Source organism: Streptomyces sp. NPDC037301 (assembly GCF_055602785.1).
Genome location: NZ_JBVJWD010000030.1, coordinates 1 through 20,744, shown reverse-complemented (window position 1 = coordinate 20,744; position 20,744 = coordinate 1). Strand labels below are relative to the sequence as shown.

The following is a 20,744-nucleotide window of genomic DNA, read 5'->3' as shown; positions in this document are numbered from 1 at the left end:
TCCCAAGAGCAGACCACCGCCCCGCATCCGCCCCGCTCGCCCCCGTCGGCCCAGCGGTCGCGGCCACATGCACCGGCAGGAGGCTCAGCCCCCATCCGCCCGCCGCCACCGCACCCTCGACAAGCCCCGCATGGGCCGGTTCCAGCACGAGCCGCAGCACGGCCCACCACCACACCCCGCCGAGAACGAGCGCCGGCACCCATCGCCGTACCATGGCTGCCTCCTCCGGCCGAACCTAGTCCGGCCCGCTCGCCCGGCGGGAGGGCGCACCGGTGCACCACCGGCGCGCAGTGCGCTGCCGCAGACCGTTGTGCGCTCTCCGCCCGGGACATCCGGGCTTGCTCCGGATCACGGCTCCACCCGGGCCCGAGGCACTCAGGCACCCGGGCGCAGGCCGCATCGAGACACGTCAGGCCACGTCAGACCATGTCGGGTCACCCGTGATCTTCCTGATCGATGCCTCCTACTCGCAGTCTCACCCAGAGACTCCCGAGCCGCATCCAGAACAGACCATGCCCACCCACCCCGGACCATGCAGGAGCCCCGGCCGCCCCCTGAGGGGCCGACCGGGGCTCCGCTTCACACCGGACCTCGCGGGTCAGGCGGCGACGACATCCACCGCTTCCGCGGGCGCCTTGATGGTCACCCGTCCCGTCGGCACACCTGCCACCGACGTCACGGAGACGGAATTGAGCATTGGACGTACCGGCACAGGCACCGGATCGCTGGCTGCTGCCGACTCGGCCAGTTCGGCCAGCGACAGCTCATCGCTCACTTCACGCATGAGCTCGGACATCCGTACGTCAAGCGCGTCGCAAATAGCGGAGAGCAGCTCGGAGGATGCCTCCTTCTGCCCCCGCTCCACCTCGGAGAGATAGCCGAGCGAGACTCGGGCGGACGAGGAGACTTCGCGCAGAGTACGGCCTTGGCGCTGGCGCTGCCGACGCAGCACGTCACCAAGCAGGCGACGGAGCAGAATCATCGGTGGCTCCCTCCTCGGACCGCGTAGCCGCATCCTTCACGCCCCACCGTACCGCCTTGCGCCGCGGCCGTGCGGGGAGCGATGTCGTGTTCACTCAGGGCTGCAAACATCAATTCCCCCCGTTCTGTTCCGTATCCTGTGCGCTTGCATTCTTGCCGAGTTCGGCGGAGAGCAATGCCAGCACGCTCCGTACACTCTCTCTACGGATGTCCGCACGCCCGCCGTTCAATCGCAGCGCGGTCACATTCTCCGCGCCGTCCGGCCCGGCCACCGCAACATAGACCGTGCCGACGGGTTTGCCGTCCTGCGGCTCGGGGCCCGCAACGCCGGTGGTGGCCATACCCCAGTCTGCCCCGAGAACGCGGCGCACACCTGCCGCCATCTGCCGCGCCACCTCCGGGTCGACCGCACCGCGCTCCGCCAGGAGGACACCGTCGACACCCAGCAAATCCCGCTTCAGGGGCGTTGCGTACGCCGTCACGGACCCGCGGAAGGAGTTCGAGGCACCCGGTACGGATGTCAGCTCCGCCGCGACCAGACCGCCGGTCAGCGACTCGGCGACGGCAAGAGTCTCACCGCGATCCACGAGCAGCTCCAGCACCCGGGCCGCGGCAGTCACCGCTCGGCCTCCGCCGAACCACGGGCACCCGGGGCCCCGGAGACCGGCCCTGCCCCCTCAGCGGCCCCGGACACCCCGGGCCTCGCAGATACCCCGGACACCGCAGCCGATCCGGACCCCCCAGCAGCCTCCGCCGCGGCGGCCCGCTCGGCCGCGAGCCCCTGGCGTCGCAGCACGACGGCCTGGCGCACATAGTCGAGCCCCGTGACGACCGTCAGCACGACAGCCACTGCCATCACCCAGAAGCGCAGAGTGGCAAGTGGACCGGTCAGCGCCAGGACGTACATCCCGACGGCCGTCCCCTGCGCCAGAGTCTTCATCTTCCCGCCGCGACTGGCCGGGATCACCGCATGCCGTATCACCCAGAACCGCATCAGCGTGATGCCGATCTCGCGGAAGAGGATCACGCCCGTGACCCACCAGGGCAGATCGCCGAGATACGACAGACAGATCAGCGCCGCACCCATGATCGCCTTGTCCGCGATCGGGTCGGCGATCTTCCCGAAGTCGGTGACCAGGTTGTATGTGCGCGCGAGATGACCGTCGAACAGGTCGGTGATCATGGCGATGGCGAACGCCGCCCAGGCGAACGACCGCCAGGCCGGGTCGTAGCCGCCGTTGTGCAGGAGCAGCATCACGAATCCGGGCACCAGCACCAGCCGCAGCATGGTGAGCAGATTGGCGATGTTCCACAGGCTGGCCTGGTTGACGGCCGCAGTACCCAGCTTGCCGCCGCGGACCGGCTTCGCGCCGGAGCCGCCTGCCGCGGATGCCGGGACTCCCGTCATCTGGCCGCCTCCACGAGCTCGGAACACTCGGCCACCAGGTCCACTCCTTCGGTGCCCACAACCTTTGCCTCGACCATACGGCCGGGCACGAGGCCCTCGCGTGCGGTGAAGAGCACCTGGCCGTCCGTTTCGGGGGCCTGGTGTGCCGCGCGCCCCACCGCACCGTCCTCTTCGTCCACGGACTCGACCAGCACCTGCAGGGACTCACCCAGGCGCTCCTCGGCGCGCTGCGAGGTCAGTTCCTCGGCCAGCTGCGAGATGTGCGCGAGCCGCTCCGCGATGACGTCGGCGTCCAGCTTGTTCCCGTAACCGACCGCCTCGGTGCCCTCCTCGTCGGAGTAGCCGAAGACGCCGATGGCGTCGAGCCTGGCGCCGGTGAGGAAGCGTTCCAGCTCCGCCAGGTCGGCCTCGGTCTCGCCGGGGAAGCCCACGATGAAGTTGGAGCGGGCACCGGCCTGCGGCGCCTTGCTACGGATGGTGTCCAGGAGCTCCAGGAAGCGGTCGGTGTCACCGAAGCGGCGCATCGCCCGCAGCACGCCGGGGGCCGAGTGCTGGAAGGACAGGTCGAAGTACGGGGCGACCTTGGGGGTCGAGGTCAGTACGTCGATGAGGCCCGGCCGCATCTCCGCCGGCTGAAGATAGCTGACCCGGATCCGCTCGATCCCCTCGACGTCGGCGAGCTCCGGCAGCAGCGTCTCGAGCAGCCGGATGTCGCCGAGGTCCTTGCCGTACGAGGTGTTGTTCTCGGAGACCAGCATGACCTCCTTCACGCCCTGCTCGGCCAGCCAGCGGGTCTCTCCCAGCACGTCCGACGGGCGGCGCGAGATGAAGGAGCCGCGGAAGGAAGGGATGGCGCAGAAGGAGCAACGGCGGTCGCAGCCGGAGGCGAGCTTCACCGAGGCGACGGGGCTGGTGCCCAGCCGACGGCGCAGGGGCGCCCGCGGCCCGGAGACCGGAGCAACTCCGTCCGGAAGGTCCTCGGGAGCGGGGGCCGGTGCGGCCTCCTGTGCGTGCCCCGGCAGGGCCACGGCGGCGTCCTGCCGCTCGGCCGGGCTGATCGGCAGGAGCTTGCGGCGGTCGCGCGGGGTGTGCGAGGCGTGAATGCCACCGTTGAGGATGGTCTGAAGGCGGTCGGAGATGTCGGCGTAGTCGTCGAATCCGAGGACGCCGTCCGCCTCGGGCAGGGCCTCGGCGAGGTCCTTGCCGTAGCGCTCGGCCATGCAGCCGACGGCGACCACGGCCTGGGTTCTGCCGTGGTCCTTCAGATCATTGGCTTCGAGCAGGGCATCGACGGAGTCCTTCTTGGCGGCCTCGACGAATCCACAGGTGTTGACGACGGCGACATCCGCGTCGGAGGCATCCTCGACGAGCTCCCAGCCGTCCGCTGCCAAGCGGCCTGCGAGCTCCTCCGAGTCCACCTCGTTACGGGCGCAGCCAAGAGTGACAAGGGCGACGGTACGGCGTTCGGGCATGGGCTCAAGACTACTTTGTCCCAGCACTCGCCCTGCCGTGCAGGGTTCCACCGTCACACCGAGTGACAAGGCAGGCGAGCGCCCGGCAGGATTGCCGGGCGCTCGCCGTGTTGCTGATCCGCTTGGGAAACCGTGCGTGCAGGGGTCAGCCGACCGCCGGGTCGCCCTTCGTGTACGAGAGCCGCTCGACCTGGCCCGGCTGGAACTTGTCCTCGACCTTCTTGCCGTTCACAAAGAGCTCGATGGACCCGGCGTCACCGAGGACGAGGTCGACTCGCTCCTGGTCCTGGAAGGTCTTGGACTGGCCCTGCAGCAGCAGCCCGTCGAAGAGCAGCCGCCCGTTGTGGTCCTTGGCGGAGATCCAGCTCTTGCCCTGGCTGGCACTGAGCTTCACCGTCACCTTGTCCCTGGGTGCCGCGGCGATGGCACTGTCGGAGGGCTGCGGCTTGGGGTCGACGGGCTTGTTGGTCTTCGGCTTGGGGCTCTTCGTGTTGGGCGTCGAGCCCTCCGCGACCTGTGTGGTCGTGGAGCCGTCGTCGCCGCCCTTGAAGAAGGTGAAGCCGACGAATCCGACGACGACGACGATCGCGGCGACCATGGCCGCCGTCCAGTTGGGCCGACGGGGTTCGGAACGGATTCTCTCGGCCTCGAACAGCGGCGCCGCGGGCGTGGGTGCGGGACGGCCGCCGTGCTCGGCGTCGTACTGCGAAACCAGCGGTTCCGGATCGGTCCCGACGGCACGCGCCAAGGTACGGATATGGCCGCGCGCATACACGTCGCCGCCACAGCGGGAGAAGTCGTCCTCTTCGATCGCGTGCACGATGGGGATGCGCACCCGGGTGGACGAACTGATCTCTTCGACCGTGAGACCTGCGGCGATACGAGCCTGCTGGAGCACTCGACCGATCGAAGGCCGGTCGTCTTCGGGGGAGTTGCCGATGGACACGGGGGCGCCTTTCGAGCGTGAGCCACCTGCTGGGTGTTCAGTCTAGGGGGGGTACGAAAGGGTGGGGCAACCGGGAGGAAGGACTTTGTACGCCATCAGACTCGAACGCCGTCCGATTCTCTGGGCCACCCCGAGAAGGACAATCTTGCCGCCCCTCCCTTCAACTTGACGTACGACCCGACGAAACGGTTGCCCGTTCTTCTCCTACGAAGCGGTTTCCCCGCGGATCAGTGCCAACACCCCGTCCAGCTCGTCCGGTTTCACCATGACGTCGCGCGCCTTGGATCCCTCGCTCGGCCCGACGATGTTCCTCGACTCCATCAGGTCCATCAGCCGGCCGGCCTTGGCGAAGCCGACCCGCAGCTTGCGCTGAAGCATCGAGGTGGACCCGAACTGGGTGGAGACGACCAGTTCGGCGGCCTGGCAGAGCAGATCCAGGTCGTCGCCGATGTCCTCGTCGATCTCCTTCTTCTTGGCGGTGCCGACCACCACGTCCTCGCGGAAGACCGGCGCCATCTGATCCTTGCAGTGCTGGACGATGGCCGCGACCTCGTCCTCGGTGACGAAGGCGCCCTGCATACGGGTGGGCTTGTTGGCACCCATCGGCAGGAACAGACCGTCACCCTTTCCGATGAGCTTCTCGGCGCCGGGCTGGTCGAGGATGACGCGGCTGTCGGCCAGCGAAGACGTCGCGAAGGCGAGTCGGGAGGGCACATTCGCCTTGATCAGACCGGTGACGACGTCGACCGAGGGCCGCTGGGTCGCAAGCACCAGGTGGATACCGGCAGCGCGGGCCAGCTGGGTGATACGGACGATGGCGTCCTCCACATCCCGGGGAGCGACCATCATCAGGTCGGCCAGCTCATCGACGATCACCAGCAGATACGGGTACGGCGAGAGCTCGCGCTCGCTGCCCTCCGGCGGCTTGACCTTGCCGTTGCGGACGGCCTGGTTGAAGTCGTCGATGTGCCGGTACCCGAACGCGGCGAGGTCGTCGTACCGGAGGTCCATCTCCCGCACGACCCACTGGAGGGCCTCGGCGGCGCGCTTGGGATTGGTGATGATCGGCGTGATCAGGTGCGGGATGCCCTCGTACGCGGTCAGCTCGACCCGCTTGGGGTCGACCAGCACCATCCGTACGTCGTCCGGCGTCGCCCGCACCATGACCGAGGTGATCAGACAGTTGATGCAGGACGACTTGCCGGAACCGGTCGCACCGGCCACCAGCACGTGCGGCATCTTCGCCAGGTTGGCCATCACATATCCGCCCTCGACGTCCTTGCCGAGCGCGACCAGCATCGGATGGTCGTCCTCGGCGGCGTCCGCGAGGCGCAGCACATCTCCGAGGTTGACCATCTCCCGGTCGGTGTTGGGGATCTCGATGCCGACCGCCGACTTACCCGGAATCGGGGAGATGATCCGGACGTCGGGACTGGCGACTGCGTACGCGATGTTCTTGGCGAGCGCGGTGATCCGCTCGACCTTCACCGCGGGACCGAGCTCCACCTCGTACCGCGTGACCGTGGGTCCGCGGGTGAAGCCGGTGACGGCGGCGTCGACCTTGAACTCGGTGAAGACGTTCGTCAGGGACGCGACGATCGCGTCGTTGGCGGCGCTGCGGGTCTTGCCGGGCCCGCCGCGTTCCAGCAGGTCGAGCGAGGGCAGGGAGTACGTGATGTCGCCGGAGAGCTGCAGCTGTTCGGCGCGGGCGGGCAACGGCTGGGACTGCGACCGGTCGGGCGCGGGCTTCGTCAGATCGGGTACGCCGCCCGAGGGCACCGCCCCCTTCGCCGGTTTCCCTCCCCCGCCGGCGGGTTCGCCCTCCCTGGCACCCGGCACCGGCGTGCCTGGGCGTTCGCGCTCGACGGAGACGCCCTGTGTGAGGTCGGCGACGATCGGCGAGGGCGGCATGCCGTTGAGCACGGCCCCGTCGAGCGCGGCGGCCGCGGCGGCCGCGACATCCACCGCGTCCATGGTGCGGTTCATCGTGGGCTGCACGGAAGGCCTGCGCGGCCTGCGGCGCTTGGAGAGCGCGTCGGCCTCCGTCTGGTCGGGGTCGTACTCCGCAGGCGCTTCGGAGCGGCGTGCTGCGGAGCGACGGGAGCGGGCGGGCAGCGCCTCGCGCCACTGCTCGTCGTAGCGCTCGTCGTCGCTCTCCTCTTCCGCGTCGGGGTCGTACACCGGGTCGAGGATGCCCAGTTTGGTGCCGAGCAGCCGGAGCCGTTGCGGAATGGCGTTCACCGGGGTGGCGGTGACGACCAGCAGTCCGAAGACGGTGAGCAGCAGCAGCAGCGGTACGGCGAGGACCTCGCCCATCGTGTAGACCAGCGGTTTGGAGGCCGCCCAGCCGATGAGTCCGCCCGCGTCCTGCATCGCCGTGGTGCCGTCTCCCCGGCCGGGCGATCCGCACGCGATGTGGACCTGTCCGAGCACCCCGATGACCAGGGCGGAGAGCCCGATGACGATGCGGCCGTTGGCCTCGGGCTTCTCTGGGTAGAGGATCAGCCGTACGCCGATGGCGCCGAGCAGTATCGGTACGAGCAGATCGAGCCGGCCGAAGGCTCCGGTGACGAGCATCTCGACGAGGTCGCCGACGGGCCCGCGCAGATTCGACCAGGTACCCGCGGCGACGACCAGTGCGAGACCGAGCAGCAGCAGCGCGATGCCGTCCTTGCGGTGCGCGGGATCGAGTCCCTTGGCACCACGCCCTATGCCACGGAACATCGCGCCGACGGCGTGGGCCGCACCGAGCCAGACGGCGCGCGCCAGGCGGTACACACCGCCGGTGGGCGACGGTGCCGGTTTGGGCGCGGCCGCCTTCTTGGCCACCGCCTTCTTGGCGGGGGCCTTCTTCGCGGGCGCGGTCTTCTTCGCGGCGGTCTTCTTCGCGGGTGAGGCTTTCTTGGCCGGCCCCGCGGTACGGCCGACGCGCTTCGCGGTGCCCGCCGTGCCCTGGGAACCCTTGCCGGACGTACGTGAGGCCATGGTGCCGAGGTTACCGGTGTCGACGGCCGTGAACACGTGTGCCTGCCGCTTCACCCGACCGTGTCGCTGCACAGAGGCAGGAAACTGACGTGTCCTCACGCCACCGCGCCGCTGAATGCCCCTGCCGCCGAACCGTCGAACGGCCGAGACGGCAGGGCAGTTGGGCCGAGCGTCCCGACAACCGCCCGTTCCTCGGCCTGAGGTCGTACCGCCGGACCGCTCCCCGCCATGGAGTCGCGGAGCAGTACGACGCTACGAGGGAAGGGCTGCCGCGCCGCTGCCGGTGCCGGGCTCCAGCGCGTCCAGTGCCCGGCGCAGGCCGGTCAGCTTGCGTTCCAGATGGGCGGCGGTGGCCACGGCCGCGGCGTCCGCCGACTCGTCGTCGAGCTGCTTGGAGAGCGCTTCGGCCTGCTCCTCGACGGCCGCGAGCCGCGCCGAAAGCTCGGCCAGCAGCCCTGCGGCCTCATTCTCGTGGCCCGCGCTGCCGCTGGCATCGCCCTCCAGTTGGAGCCGCAGCAGCGCCGCCTGCTCGCGCAGCTTGCAGTTCTTCATGTAGAGCTCGACAAAGACCGAAACCTTGGCCCGCAGCACCCACGGGTCGAACGGCTTCGAGATGTAGTCCACCGCGCCCGCCGCGTAACCCCTGAAGGTGTGATGCGGACCGTGATTGATCGCGGTGAGGAAGATGATCGGGATGTCCCGGGTCCGTTCTCGCCGCTTGATGTGCGCGGCGGTCTCGAAACCGTCCATGCCTGGCATCTGGACGTCCAGCAGAATGACCGCAAAGTCGTCCGTGAGCAGCGCTTTGAGCGCTTCCTCCCCTGACGATGCCCGTACCAGTGTCTGATCGAGCGCAGAGAGGATGGCCTCCAGCGCCAGCAGATTCTCCGGCCGGTCATCGACCAGGAGGATCTTGGCCTTCTGCACCATGGCCCGTCCTCCTCGCCCCGGAATTGCACCGGGCGCCGCCCCAGGGGACGACTCCCTTACGCCGTCCGTCCTTGTGCCGGTCATGGTAGCCGCACCCCGCCCGTCACCACACCCTGTCACCGCGATGTCACTGTGCACGCAACAGAAACGCGGTGGGGGACCAGAAGGTTCCCCGTACAGCGCCTTCTCACACCCCTGCGAGCACAGCCGCTCATCAACTCATCGCAATTCTCTCAGTCAATGATCACTCTCCGCGCATCCACTGCTCCATCACGGAAAGAAGATGATCGGGATCGACAGGCTTGGTGACATAGTCGGAAGCGCCGGATTCGATCGCCTTCTCCCGGTCACCCTTCATGGCCTTCGCGGTCAGCGCGACGATCGGCAGCCCGGCGAACTGCGGCATCCTGCGGATCGCCGCCGTCGTGGCATAGCCGTCCATCTCCGGCATCATGATGTCCATCAGTACGACCGTCACATCGTCGTGCTGTTCCAGGACTTCGATGCCCACACGGCCGTTCTCCGCGTACAGGACCGAAAGACCGTGCTGCTCCAGCACGCTGGTGAGTGCGAAGACGTTACGGATGTCGTCGTCGACGATCAGCACCTTCTCGCCGTGGAACCGGAACGTCCTGCGGACCTCCGGTTCCTCCTGCCCGGCAAGCGTCCACGGCTCCTGCGGAACAGCCGGGGCGGCGGCGCGGGACGGCGGCGCGGGCCGCCGCTCCGCGCTCCCCAGGGTCTTGCGGCGACGCCGCATCAGCCCGGCGGCACCCGCCGAATCGTGCACGGTGGCCGTCGAGTCGGCGCCCGGACCGGCCTCCGGAAGCAGACGTTCCTCGACTGCGGCACCGTGTGCCTCGATGGGCCCAGGACCGATCTGCGGATAGCCCTGCGGCGGCAACTCGCTCGGGTGCAGCGGCAGATAGAGCGTGAACGTCGAGCCGCGGCCCGGCTCGCTCGCCGCGTGGATCTCGCCGCCCAGCAGCCGGGCGATCTCCCGGCTGATGGACAGGCCGAGCCCCGTACCGCCGTACTTGCGACTGGTCGTACCGTCCGCTTGCTTGAACGCCTCGAAGATCACCAGCATCTTGCTGGACGCGATCCCGATACCGGTGTCGGTGACCGAGAAGGCGATCAGATCGGCATCGGCATCACGCAGCGAGCCAGCCTCCAGAAGCTGCTCACGGATGGCGTTCGGCACATCCTCGTTGGCGTGCCGGATCACCAGCTCGACCGCCCCGCTGTCGGTGAACTTCACCGCGTTGGAAAGGAGATTGCGCAGCACCTGGAGCAGCCGCTGCTCGTCCGTGTGCAGCGTCGCGGGCAGCTCCGGCGAGACCCGTACGGAGAAATCGAGCCCCTTCTCCGCGGTGAGCGGCCGGAATGTCGCCTCCACATAGTCGACCAGCTGGACAAGTGCGATCCGCGTCGGGCTGACGTCCATCTTGCCCGCCTCGACCTTCGTCAGATCGAGGATGTCATTGATCAGCTGAAGCAGATCGGAACCGGCTCCATGGATCGTCTCGGCGAACTCCACCTGCTTCGGCGAGAGATTGCCCTCAGCGTTGTCCGCGAGCAACTTGGCCAGAATGAGCAGCGAGTTGAGCGGGGTACGCAACTCGTGCGACATGTTCGCCAGGAATTCGGACTTGTAGCGCATCGAGACCGCGAGCTGCTCGGCACGCTCCTCCAGGACCTGCCGGGCATCCTCGATCTCGGTGTTCTTGACCTCGATGTCGCGGTTCTGCTGGGCCAGCAGCTCGGCCTTCTCCTCCAGTTCGGCGTTGGAGGCCTGAAGTGCCTTCTGCCGGTTCTCCAGCTCCTGTGAACGGTCCCGCAATTGCTCCGCCAGCTCCTGCGACTGCTCAAGGAGCTTCTCGGTCTTCGTATTGACACTGATGGTGTTGACGCTCGTCGCGATCATCTCGGCGAGCTGATTGAGGAAGTCCCGCTGGATATGGGTAAACGGCTGGAAGGAGGCCAGCTCGATCACACCGAGAACCTTCCCCTCGAAGAGCACCGGCAGCACGATCACATGCGCGGGCGGTGCCTCACCGAGCCCGGAGGAAATCTTCAGATAACCCGGCGGAACATTGTCCACCTGGATGGTCCGCTTCTCCTCCGCCGCCGTGCCGATGAGCGTCTCACCGGGCCGGAAGGATGTCGGCATCGATCCCGCCGAGTATCCGTAGCTGCCCCTCATACGGAGTTCGTACGAGCTGTCCTTGTCGCTGTCCGATCCCACCGCGTCGGTGTCACCGGTCGCCATGGCCAGGAAGAACGCACCGTGCTGCGCGGAGACGACCGGGGTCAGCTCGCTCATGATCAGCGAGGCCACGTCGTCGAGATCGCGCCGCCCCTGCATCAGACCGGAGATCCGGGCAAGATTGCCCTTCAGCCAGTCCTGCTCCTTGTTGGTGGCCGTGGTGTCACGCAGGTTGGCGATCATCGTATTGATGTTGTCCTGCAGGGCCTGGATCTCGCCGGCCGCATCCACATCGATCTTGAGGTTGAGATCGCCGCGGGTCACCGCGGTGGCGACGGCCGCGATGGCCCGCACCTGGCGGGTGAGGTTGCCGGCCATCTCGTTCACGGACTCGGTGAGGTCGCGCCAGGTGCCGTCGACGTCCCGTACCCGGGCCTGGCCGCCCAGCTGCCCCTCCGTGCCCACCTCGCGGGCGACCCGGGTCACCTGCTCGGCGAACGAGGACAGCTGGTCGACCATCGTGTTGATGGTGTTCTTCAGCTCCTGGATCTCACCGCGGGCGTCGATGTCGATCTTCTTGGTGAGGTCGCCCTTGGCGATGGCCGTGGTGACCGTGGCGATCTGGCGCACCTGACCGGTGAGATTGGACGCCATCGAGTTCACGGACTCGGTGAGGTCCTTCCACGTACCGGAGACGCCCGGAACGCGTGCCTGGCCGCCCAGCTCACCCTCCGTGCCCACCTCGCGGGCAACTCGCGTCACCTCGTCGGCGAACGAGGACAGCGTCGTCACCATCGTGTTGACGGTGTCGGCGAGCTCGGCGACCTCGCCGCGCGCCTCGACGGTGACCTTCTTCGTCAGATCGCCGTTGGCGACCGCGGACGAGACCCGGGAGATGTTCCGCACCTGACTGGTCAAGTTGTTGGCCATCAGGTTGACGTTGTCGCTGAGGTCCTTCCAGATACCGGTCGCACCACGCACCCGGGCCTGACCGCCCAGGATGCCCTCGGTACCCACCTCGCGGGCGACCCGCGTCACCTCGTCGGCGAAGTTGAGCAGCTGGTCGACCATGGTGTTGACGGTCGTGACCAGTTCGAGGATCTCGCCCTTGGCGTCGACCGTGATCTTCTTGGAGAGATCGCCCTTGGCGACCGCTGTGGTGACCTCGGCGATGTTACGGACCTGCAGGGTCAGGTTGTTGGCCATGCCGTTGACGGACTGGGTGAGGTCCTTCCACGTACCGGACACCCCCTGCACCTCGGCCTGGCCGCCGAGGATGCCTTCCGTACCCACTTCACGGGCGACCCGCGTCACCTGTTCGGCGAAGTTCGAGAGCTGGTCCACCATCGTGTTGAGGGTGTTCTTCAGCTCCAGGATCTCGCCGCGCGCGTCAACATCGATCTTCTGCGACAGGTCACCGCGCGCCACCGCCGTGGCGACCTGGGCGATGTTACGGACCTGAGCGGTGAGGTTTCCCGCCATGCCGTTGACCGAATCGGTCAGATCACGCCACACACCGGCCACGCCGGGCACCTGCGCCTGCCCGCCGAGCCGTCCGTCGGTGCCCACCTCGCGGGCGACCCGCGTCACCTGCTCGGCGAAGGCGGAGAGCTGGTCGACCATCGTGTTGATGGTGTTCTTCAGCTCCAGGATCTCGCCGCGCGCGTCAACATCGATCTTCTGCGACAGGTCGCCCCGTGCCACCGCCGTGGTCACCTGTGCGATCTGGCGCACCTGGGAGGTCAGATTCCCCGCCATGAAGTTGACGGAGTCGGTGAGCTCCTTCCACGTACCGGAAACGCCGTCGACCCGCGCCTGGCCACCGAGGCGGCCCTCCGTACCCACGTCACGCGCCATCCGTGTGACCTGATCAGCGAAGGACGACAGCTGCGCCACCATCGTGTTGACGGTGTTCTTCAGCTCCAGCATCTCGCCCGCGACATCGACGGTGACCTTCTGCGAGAGGTCACCGTTGGCGACCGCGGTCGTCACCTGCGCGATGTCGCGCACCTGCCCCGTAAGGTTCCGGAACGCCGTGTTCACCGAGTCCGTGAGGTCCTTCCAGGTCCCCGCCGCACCCGGCACCTCGGCCTGACCGCCCAGCCGGCCCTCGACGCCGACCTCTCGGGCCACCCGGGTCACTTCCGAACCGAAGGACTGGAGCTGGTCCACCATCGTGTTGACGGTGTTCTTCAGCTCCAGCATCTCGCCGGCCACGTCGACGGTGACCTTCTGCGTCATGTCGCCGCTCGCCACCGCCGTGGTCACCTGCGCGATGTCGCGCACCTGAGTCGTCAGGTTCCGGAAGACCGTGTTCACCGAGTCGGTGAGGTCCTTCCAGGTCCCCGCCGCCCCCGGCACCTGCGCCTGACCGCCGAGCAGCCCCTCGCCACCGACCTCGCTGGCCACCCGGGTCACTTCGTCGGCGAAGGTCCGCAGTGTCTCGGTCATCTGGTTGATGGTCTCGGCGAGCTGTGCGACCTCGCCGCGGGCGCTCACAGTGACCTTCTGGGACAGGTCACCATTGGCGACCGCGGTCGTCACCTCGGCAATCCCCCGCACCTGCGAGGTCAGGTTCCCGGCCATCGTGTTGACGGAGTCGGTGAGGTCCTTCCACACCCCGGCCACACCGGGCACGGTCGCCTGCCCGCCCAGCTCGCCCTCCGTGCCCACCTCGCGGGCGACCCGGGTCACCTCGGAGGAGAACGACGACAGCTGGTCGACCATCGTGTTGACGGTGTTCTTGAGCTGAAGCATCTCGCCGGCCACATGGACGGTGACCTTCCGCGACAGATCGCCCTTGGCGACCGCCGTCGTCACCAGGGCAATGTCCCGCACCTGCGCGGTCAGCCGGTACGCCATGGTGTTCACGGAGTCCGTGAGGTCCTTCCACGACCCGGACATCCCGCGCACCTGGGCCTGCCCGCCCAGCTTGCCCTCGGTACCCACCTCGACCGCGACCCGCGTCACCTGCTCGGTGAACGCCGACAGCTGGTCGACCAGGTTGTTGACCGTACGGGCGACCTTCAGGAACTCGCCGCGCAGCGGCCGTACCGTCTCATCGGCCGTGTGCGATCGCAGCTCCATCCGCTGTTCGAGATCACCGTCGGCCACCGCCGACAGCACCCGCCCGACCTCCGAGACCGGGCGAGCCAGATCGTCGACCAGCTCGTTGGCGGCGTCGATCGCGGCGGCCCAGGAACCCTCGCAGGCGCCCGTCTCCAGCCGCTCGGTGAGTTTCCCCTCACGTCCGACCACCCTCCGCACCCGGGCCAGCTCGCCGGTGAGATGGAGATTCCGGTCGGCGACTTCATTGAAGACCGCCGCGATCTCCGCCATCGCGCCGTCGCCCGAGACGGTCAGGCGCCTGCGGAAGTTCCCGTCGCGCATCGCCACCAGGCCTGCCAACAGTCTGTTGAGCGCTGCCGCGTCGACGTCGATGGTTCCATTGCGCTGCTTTTTCACGGACTGTCCGCCTTTTGTGCGCGTGCCTGTTCCCCGCGCCGCCACGCCAGACTCCACCGTGATCCCTCCCGCAGGGGTTGACCGTATCGCTCGGGCCTTATCTGGGAGCTTGCCCAGTTCCTCATTGGCTCACCACCACAGCCAACCGTCGACGGGTGACCATGCGGACGTCAAATCGTTGAAACGTACCAGGCCCGAACGAATCAGGGTGCAGCCTCCAACGGTTGTCCCACATCACCCTGTTGGGAAGCCCAAACTTGTCCGGTCACATGCCTGTTCCTGGTCGTTCCTGCCCGAAGTCGGCCCTCGTGTACCCGGCACCGAGACCGAGCGTCTAGCCTGGCAGGCGAATCGAAGCGGCGAGAAACGGGCACAGGACTCGGGGAAGCGACGAGACACCATATGGGGAGTGCTGTGATCACCGCGCGCGCGGCTGCCACCTTCGACCCGGCCGGGCGCTCCGTCGCGACCGCCCGCGCCTTTGTCCGTGACACTCTCCAGGGGTGGGGATACACGGATGTCGTCGACGACGCCGTCGTCCTCACCAGCGAGCTCGTGACCAACGCGGTGGTGCACGCAGGCACCGCCGCGGACGTGCTGTGCCTGCGCACGGAGGACGGCGTCCGGATCGAGGTCTCCGACCACTACCCGGAACGCGAGATCCCGCTCCAGAGCACAGGTCCGGATTTTGGCAGCCCGGACCGTGAGAACGGCCGGGGGCTGCTGCTCTGCGCGGCGCTCGCTTCCCGGTGGGGCGTCGAGTATTCGCCCACCCATAAACATGTCTGGTTCCAGCTCGATCTTCCCGAGCGCCCTGTGGGAATCCGCTCCGCCGGCCCCCTGCTGCCGGTCGGCCTGCTCCCGGTCGCCGACGAGCGCGTGCGGGTGGCCGTCGTCCAGATCGACAGCGCCGGTTCCATCGCCGCCTGGAACGAGGACGCCGCGTTCCTCTTCGGATACGCCGCGGAACAGGTCACCGGTAAGCAACTCACCGACTTCACCGCCTGGCCGCAGACACCCGGCACCAACACCGGCATCGTGGACGCACTGCAGCTCTCGCGCTGGGAAGGCAGTTATGGAATCCGCGGCGCCGACGGCCGCACCATCCCCGTCTACGCCTCGCATCTCCGGGTGCGCGACACCCACGGCGAACCGTCCACGGTCTGTCTGCTCGTCCGCGACTACGAACGTGCCGTGCTCCAGTCCCCGGTACGCACACCGGTCTCCGACGCAAATGCCGAGAGCCACAAGACGGACCCGTTCGAGATCTTCATCGGTTCCCCCGCCCCCGACGATCTCGACGGCCTGCTCCAGCGCACGGTCGAGCGGGCGCGCGACATGCTTGACGCCGATTCGGCCTTCCTGCTGCTGGCGACGGACGACGAAACGGAACTGGAGGTGCGGGCGACGACCGGTCTGCCCTCCGCCCGCCAGCGTTTCGCCCGGGTGCCGGTGGAGGCCGGTACCGGACGTTACGGATCCGCCCGGATGCCCGCCGTCCACGAAGACCTCGACAGCCTGCCCGGCGCCGTCCCTCTGCTCGGTGGCACGGGGATGCGCTCCGTCGTCACCGTCCCGCTGAAGGTCGAGGGTCGCCTCACGGGCTCGCTGGGTGTCGCCGCGGAAGCAGCAGGACGCTACTCCAACGAGGAGGCGCTACGCCTCCAGTTCGCCGCGGACCGCATTGCGCTGGCCGTCGAATCGGCCCGCCTGGGCGAGCTGGAACGCCTGCGCCGCGGTTCCCTCTCCTTCCTCGTCGAGGCCTCCGACCTGCTCGCGGGCACCCTCGACCGGGACCAGACCTTGGCGCTGATGGCCCAGATGACGGTCCCCACCCTGGCCACATGGTGCGCCGTCTACACGATCGCGGACCAGTCCTCGGAGCCGTATCTCTCCTATGTGCTGCATGAGGACGAGGAGCTCATCGACGGCCTCAAGGCCCTGCTCTCCAAGATCGCGCCTCCGGACCCCGTGCCGACCCCAGGTGCCCGTGTCTGGGCGGCCCCGTCAGAGGCCGCCCACCAGGCAGCTCTGCGCACCTCGATGCGTACGCTCGGCCTCGGTGAACCCGGCGGGCTAGGCTCCGGCATCCGTACGACGCTCGCCACCGCGGCCGCGGTGGGCGGGGAGACGGTGGTCCTGCCACTCGTCGCCCGAAACCGCGTCATCGGCATGCTCACGCTCGGGAAGCCCTCCGACGACCACTTCCGCCAGGAGATCCTGGAACTGGCCGAGGACCTCTCCCGCCGCGCCGCCCTCGCCCTCGACAACGCCCGCCTCTACTCGGAACGCATGGCGATCAGCCAGTCCTTGCAACGCAGCCTGCTGCCGCCGGGGTTGCCCGAGGTCCCCAATGTCGAGATCGAGGTCATCTACCGCGCGGCGGGCGAAGGCAACGAGGTCGGCGGCGACTTCTACGACGTCTTCCCGATCCGCGACGGCGCCTACGGCTTCGCCATCGGTGACGTCTGCGGTACGGGCCCGGAGGCCGCGGCCGTCACGGGCCTCGCCCGCCACGCCCTGCGCCTCCTCGCTCGCGAAGGCTTCGGCGGCCCGGCCGTTCTGGAGCGCCTCAACGCCGCCATCCTGGACGAAGGCGCCCGCAGCCGCTTCCTGACCCTTCTGTACGGGGAGCTGTGGCCCCAGGAAGACGGCAGCGCGCTCCTGAAGGTGGTCTGCGCGGGGCACCCACTGCCGTTGCGCCTGCGCCAGGACGGCTCGGTGGAGTCAGCGGCCGAACCTCAGCCCCTGCTGGGCGTCATCGAGGACCTCGAACTGTACGAGCAGACGGTCACCCTCGCTCCTGGCGATGTCCTGCTGTGCGTGACCGACGGCATCACGGAACGCCGTGAGGGCACCCGCATGCTCGGCGACGACGGTCTGGCGGACGTCCTGGCCACCTGTACCGGCCTCACGGCCGGCGCGGTGGCAGCACGCATCCTGCGGGCGGTCGAACGCTTCGCAGCCGAGCCGGCCTCCGACGACATGGCCATCCTCGCCATGCGCGTCCCTGAACCGCCCACCACCTGACCGCACTTCATCGGGCGAAGGCTCCGAAGCACTCTGGCCCATGACTTCAGAGACGAACAGTCCATCAGCGCGCTCCGGCATGCGATCGAGCTCGGCGTGAACCACATCGGCACCGCCGCGTTCTACTTCTCGTCGCTGCGGTTCGCCAAGGAACTGATCAACCAGGCGCTCAACCCGCAACACTTCGGTGCCCTGTCCGAGTTCCGCGACGCCGGCCTCATCTGCCACGCCCGGGCCATCCGGTGGTGTGCATACAGACCGCTACGACCTCGACTTCCGCAACGCGGGCACGGACGATGTTCTGCGGCTCTGTGGAGAGCAGGGCACCGCGTTCCGTCCCCTTCTTCTCCGTCGCCGGCGAGGGACGCAAGGAGGGCGCAAACACCACGGGCGCCACCGACGACGAGCTGCTCGCCATCGCCCGCGCACATGGCGCGACGGTGGCGCAGGTCCGGCTGGCCTGAACGCTGCATCAGGCCCTGACGCACTGAGCCCTTTCCAATCTCGCGGCACTGACCACGAGTGGACACGCATGCGGAACGACGAAGCTCCTGGCAGACGGGTTCTCGACCAAGAGCTTCGCGCGCTTGTCTACCCGTCGTCGATGGAATTGGGGGCCTCAGGGGCGCCCGGGGTGGGGTCGTGCGCGGCTTCGCCGGGCCCGCGGGCATGTTCTGGGCGTGATGTACGGCACCTGGGCCAGCTGCTTCCCGGCACGTTCTCACGCACCCGCCCGCAGCTTCGTCAGAACGGCTCTGACCTGGTGTTTTCATTGATTTCACATAGGCTGCGGAGGTCTGCCGGGCACCATGGGAGGGGTCTTCGTGAGTGGGGAAAGAATGGGGTACGACGCTGTCAGGATCGAGGAGCTGGAGGGGCGGGAAGCCGTTCGGAAACGGCCCGGTATGTGGGTTGGCTCGACCGGCGAACGCGGTCTGCACGAGTTGGTGTTCCAGGTCGTCGGCTGGGCCGTGAACCATGTCCTGGCCGGCCGCGGCGACGGCTCCGTCGATGTCACGCTCACCCCCGATGGCGGCGTGCGGGTCGCCCACAACGGGCTTGGGCGTCCCTTCGCCGCCGAGGGGGACACCGGCGGCCGCGGTCTCGAAGCCCTGCTGACCCGTATGCCCGCCGAGGCCGAGCCCGGTGGTCGGCACATCGCGGCCGTGAGCCATGGCCGGATTATGGGGCTCTTCGTAGCCAACGCCCTGTCGAGCAGACTGATGGCCGAGGTGCAGTGTGAGGGGGCCCGCAGGGTCCAGGAGTACGCGCGCGGTGTCGCGGCCGCCCAGCCCGCCGCCGTGGGGCCGACGGCCGGAAGCGGGACGACCATCACTTTCTGGCCCGACGCCGAGATCTTCGAGGCGACGTGGTGCTCGTTCGCCGTGCTGGCGGAGCGTTTCCGGCAGGTGGCCTTCCTCAACCGGGGCCTGGGGATCTCGCTGGCCGACGAACGCCCGGCGGGCGGGGCCCGGGCGGTGAGCTTCCGGTTTCCGGACGGAGTGCGGGACTTCGTGGCCGCCCTCGACGCGGAGACGGGGGCCGCCCTCCATCCGGACGTCATCGGCTTCGAGCGCGAGGATCCACGGATGGCGGGGACGATGGAGGTGGCCATGCTGTGGAGCGGCTCGGGCCAGGAGCAAATCCGCAGCTTCGCCAACAGCCGGGCCACTCGCCAGGGCGGCACGCACGTGGACGGCTTCCGAGACGGAGTAACGGCGGCGGTCACCGCGTACGCGCGTGAACGAGGGCTGCTGGCGGCGGACAACGATCCCTGCGCCGACCGGATCAGCAAGGGCCTCACGGCAGTCGTGTCGGTGAAACTCGAACGCCCCGAATACCTCGGCGCCACGCACGAGCTGCTGGGCAACACCGACGTACGCGGCTGTGTCAGGCAGGCTGTCCGGGAACACCTCGGCAACTGGATCGAGGAGCAGTCGAAGCAAGCCACGCAGGTCGTCGACCGAATCCTCCGGAACATCCATCAGGACTGACCGGCGACGGAACTCCCGCTATGGACGGGATCTGCGGAACGATGAAGCTCCTGGTAGACGGGTTCTTGACCAGATCGCTTGCAGCCACCAGGAGCTTCGCGTGCTTGTCTACCCGTCGTCGATCGACCTGTCCAGTCGTACTTTGCAGTGTCTGACCGGACGACTCGCTGTCCGGCGAGGGGAGATCGGAACCCGATGGCGACGCCTGACCGCCGGCCGTCAGGCTCTCCTCGCCCTGGCCCATCTGCGCTGCGGCGACACGTACGCCCAGCTCGCCGCCGGGTTCGGCATCGGCATCGCGACCGTGTACCGCTACATACGCGAGGCCATCGAGGTGCTGACCAGCCTCGCACCCACCCTGGCCGAGGTCATGCAGATCGCACGAACCAAGGCGTTCGTCATCCTGGACGGCACCCTGCTGCCGATCGACCGGATCGCCGCCGACACTCCGTACTACTCGGGCAAACACAAACGTCACGGCATGAACGTCCAGGTCCTCACCGATCCCTTCGGGCGGCTGCTGTGGGCCTCACCAGCACTGCCCGGTTCCACCCACGACCTGACCGCCGCCCGGACCCACGGCATCGTCAAAGCACTCATCGACGCCGACCTCAAGTGTTGGGCCGACAAGGCATATCAAGGTGCTGGTGGTGCCATCCAGGTGCCCTTCCGGGGCCGCCGTCTCAAGCGGTGGCAGCGTCGGCACAACAGCACGCACGCCAAGATCCGCTGCCTCGGCGAACAGGCCATGGCCACCCTGAAGGGCTGGCGCCTCCTGCGCAAGCTCCGCTGCAGCACCAACCGCATCACAGCGATCGTCCAGGCAGTCCTCGTCCTTCATCACGCGTCAGCGTGAGGTTGGAAAAGGCTCACTGGCCAGCCGAATTCGCCCCTCTCGCTTCGCACCATGCCGACGGACAGTGAGCGCGGAAGCATCGGAACATGCGAAAGGCCCCCGCCGAGTGGCGGGGGCCTTTCATCTTGCCTGAGCCCCAATGCGGAATCGAACCGCAGACCTTCTCCTTACCATGGAGACGCTCTACCGACTGAGCTATTGGGGCCTGCTGCGCTGTGGCAACGAGGTAAAGCATACCCTGAACTCAGGGGTACTCAGAACCACTGACCGCACAAGATTCTGACGGACACTCACCGGGCCCCGCCGTCCCTCTCACCAAGACGCATGCGTGGCCCACGCCTGCCTCGTCCGAGCCGGCCAGCCGCACACGTGGGTGAACGCAGAAAAGCCCCGTGCCACAAGGGCACGGGGCTTTCCCGTAAAAGGAGTTCGGCGGCGTCCTACTCTCCCACAGGGTCCCCCCTGCAG

General features: G+C 68.1%; 12 protein-coding genes, 1 tRNA gene and 1 pseudogene. 4 read left to right on the top strand and 10 right to left on the bottom strand.

Translation table 11 applies throughout. The annotated features are described in order from the left end of the window. Positions 1-19: 19 nt before the first annotated feature. The 9 genes and pseudogenes from ACZ7IB_RS33840 to ACZ7IB_RS33800 all read right to left on the bottom strand — a co-directional run. Positions 20-214, bottom strand: a pseudogene (locus tag ACZ7IB_RS33840) (hypothetical protein); the annotation flags it as partial. 384 nt (positions 215-598) lie between these two features. Next, positions 599-982, bottom strand: a complete 384-nt coding sequence (locus tag ACZ7IB_RS33835) for a helix-turn-helix domain-containing protein (RefSeq protein ID WP_018105285.1) — start codon at positions 980-982, stop codon at positions 599-601. A 109-nt stretch (positions 983-1,091) separates the two neighbouring features. After that, entirely contained in the window at positions 1,092-1,601 is a 510-nt protein-coding gene (locus ACZ7IB_RS33830) for a CinA family protein (RefSeq protein WP_470917830.1), read from the bottom strand. Continuing rightward, positions 1,598-2,389, bottom strand: a complete 792-nt coding sequence (pgsA, locus tag ACZ7IB_RS33825) for a CDP-diacylglycerol--glycerol-3-phosphate 3-phosphatidyltransferase (protein WP_470917829.1) — start codon at positions 2,387-2,389, stop codon at positions 1,598-1,600. The genes ACZ7IB_RS33830 and pgsA overlap by 4 nt, the downstream gene beginning before the upstream one ends. Beyond that, positions 2,386-3,861, bottom strand: a complete 1,476-nt coding sequence (gene rimO / locus ACZ7IB_RS33820; protein ID WP_470917827.1) for a 30S ribosomal protein S12 methylthiotransferase RimO — start codon at positions 3,859-3,861, stop codon at positions 2,386-2,388. Before rimO ends, pgsA begins: the two co-directional genes overlap by 4 nt. Positions 3,862-4,006: 145 nt before the next feature. Continuing rightward, positions 4,007-4,807, bottom strand: a complete 801-nt coding sequence (locus ACZ7IB_RS33815) for a helix-turn-helix domain-containing protein (RefSeq protein WP_470917825.1) — start codon at positions 4,805-4,807, stop codon at positions 4,007-4,009. Positions 4,808-5,011: 204 nt separating this feature from the next. Next, positions 5,012-7,792, bottom strand: a complete 2,781-nt coding sequence (locus ACZ7IB_RS33810) for a DNA translocase FtsK (RefSeq protein WP_470917824.1) — start codon at positions 7,790-7,792, stop codon at positions 5,012-5,014. 252 nt (positions 7,793-8,044) lie between these two features. Beyond that, the gene (locus tag ACZ7IB_RS33805; RefSeq protein ID WP_470917822.1) at positions 8,045-8,722 is read right to left on the bottom strand and encodes a response regulator; all 678 of its coding nucleotides are present in this window, start codon (positions 8,720-8,722) and stop codon (positions 8,045-8,047) included. Between the two features lie 244 nt (positions 8,723-8,966). Further along, positions 8,967-14,396 carry a HAMP domain-containing protein gene (locus tag ACZ7IB_RS33800; protein ID WP_470917820.1) on the bottom strand — a complete coding sequence of 1,810 codons (5,430 nt, stop codon included), beginning with the start codon at positions 14,394-14,396 and terminating at the stop codon, positions 8,967-8,969. 414 nt (positions 14,397-14,810) lie between these two features. Here ACZ7IB_RS33800 and ACZ7IB_RS33795 point away from each other — a divergent pair, with 414 nt between their 5' ends. The 4 genes from ACZ7IB_RS33795 to ACZ7IB_RS33780 all read left to right on the top strand — a co-directional run bounded on the left by ACZ7IB_RS33795 (position 14,811) and on the right by ACZ7IB_RS33780 (position 20,276). After that, positions 14,811-17,426 carry a SpoIIE family protein phosphatase gene (locus ACZ7IB_RS33795; RefSeq protein ID WP_470917818.1) on the top strand — a complete coding sequence of 872 codons (2,616 nt, stop codon included), beginning with the start codon at positions 14,811-14,813 and terminating at the stop codon, positions 17,424-17,426. 311 nt (positions 17,427-17,737) lie between these two features. Continuing rightward, on the top strand, positions 17,738-17,890 hold the full coding sequence (locus ACZ7IB_RS33790) for a hypothetical protein (protein ID WP_470917817.1): 153 nt from the start codon (positions 17,738-17,740) through the stop codon (positions 17,888-17,890). A 360-nt stretch (positions 17,891-18,250) separates the two neighbouring features. After that, on the top strand, positions 18,251-19,420 hold the full coding sequence (locus tag ACZ7IB_RS33785; protein ID WP_405685539.1) for a DNA topoisomerase subunit B: 1,170 nt from the start codon (positions 18,251-18,253) through the stop codon (positions 19,418-19,420). A 100-nt stretch (positions 19,421-19,520) separates the two neighbouring features. After that, positions 19,521-20,276 (top strand): transposase family protein, encoded by a 756-nt coding sequence (locus tag ACZ7IB_RS33780; RefSeq protein WP_406500219.1) that lies wholly within the window; start codon positions 19,521-19,523, stop codon positions 20,274-20,276. A gap of 132 nt (positions 20,277-20,408) precedes the next feature. On the opposite strand, the gene ACZ7IB_RS33775 is transcribed toward ACZ7IB_RS33780, so the two are convergent. Continuing rightward, positions 20,409-20,481: transfer RNA gene (locus ACZ7IB_RS33775), tRNA-Thr, on the bottom strand. Positions 20,482-20,744 lie beyond the last annotated feature (263 nt).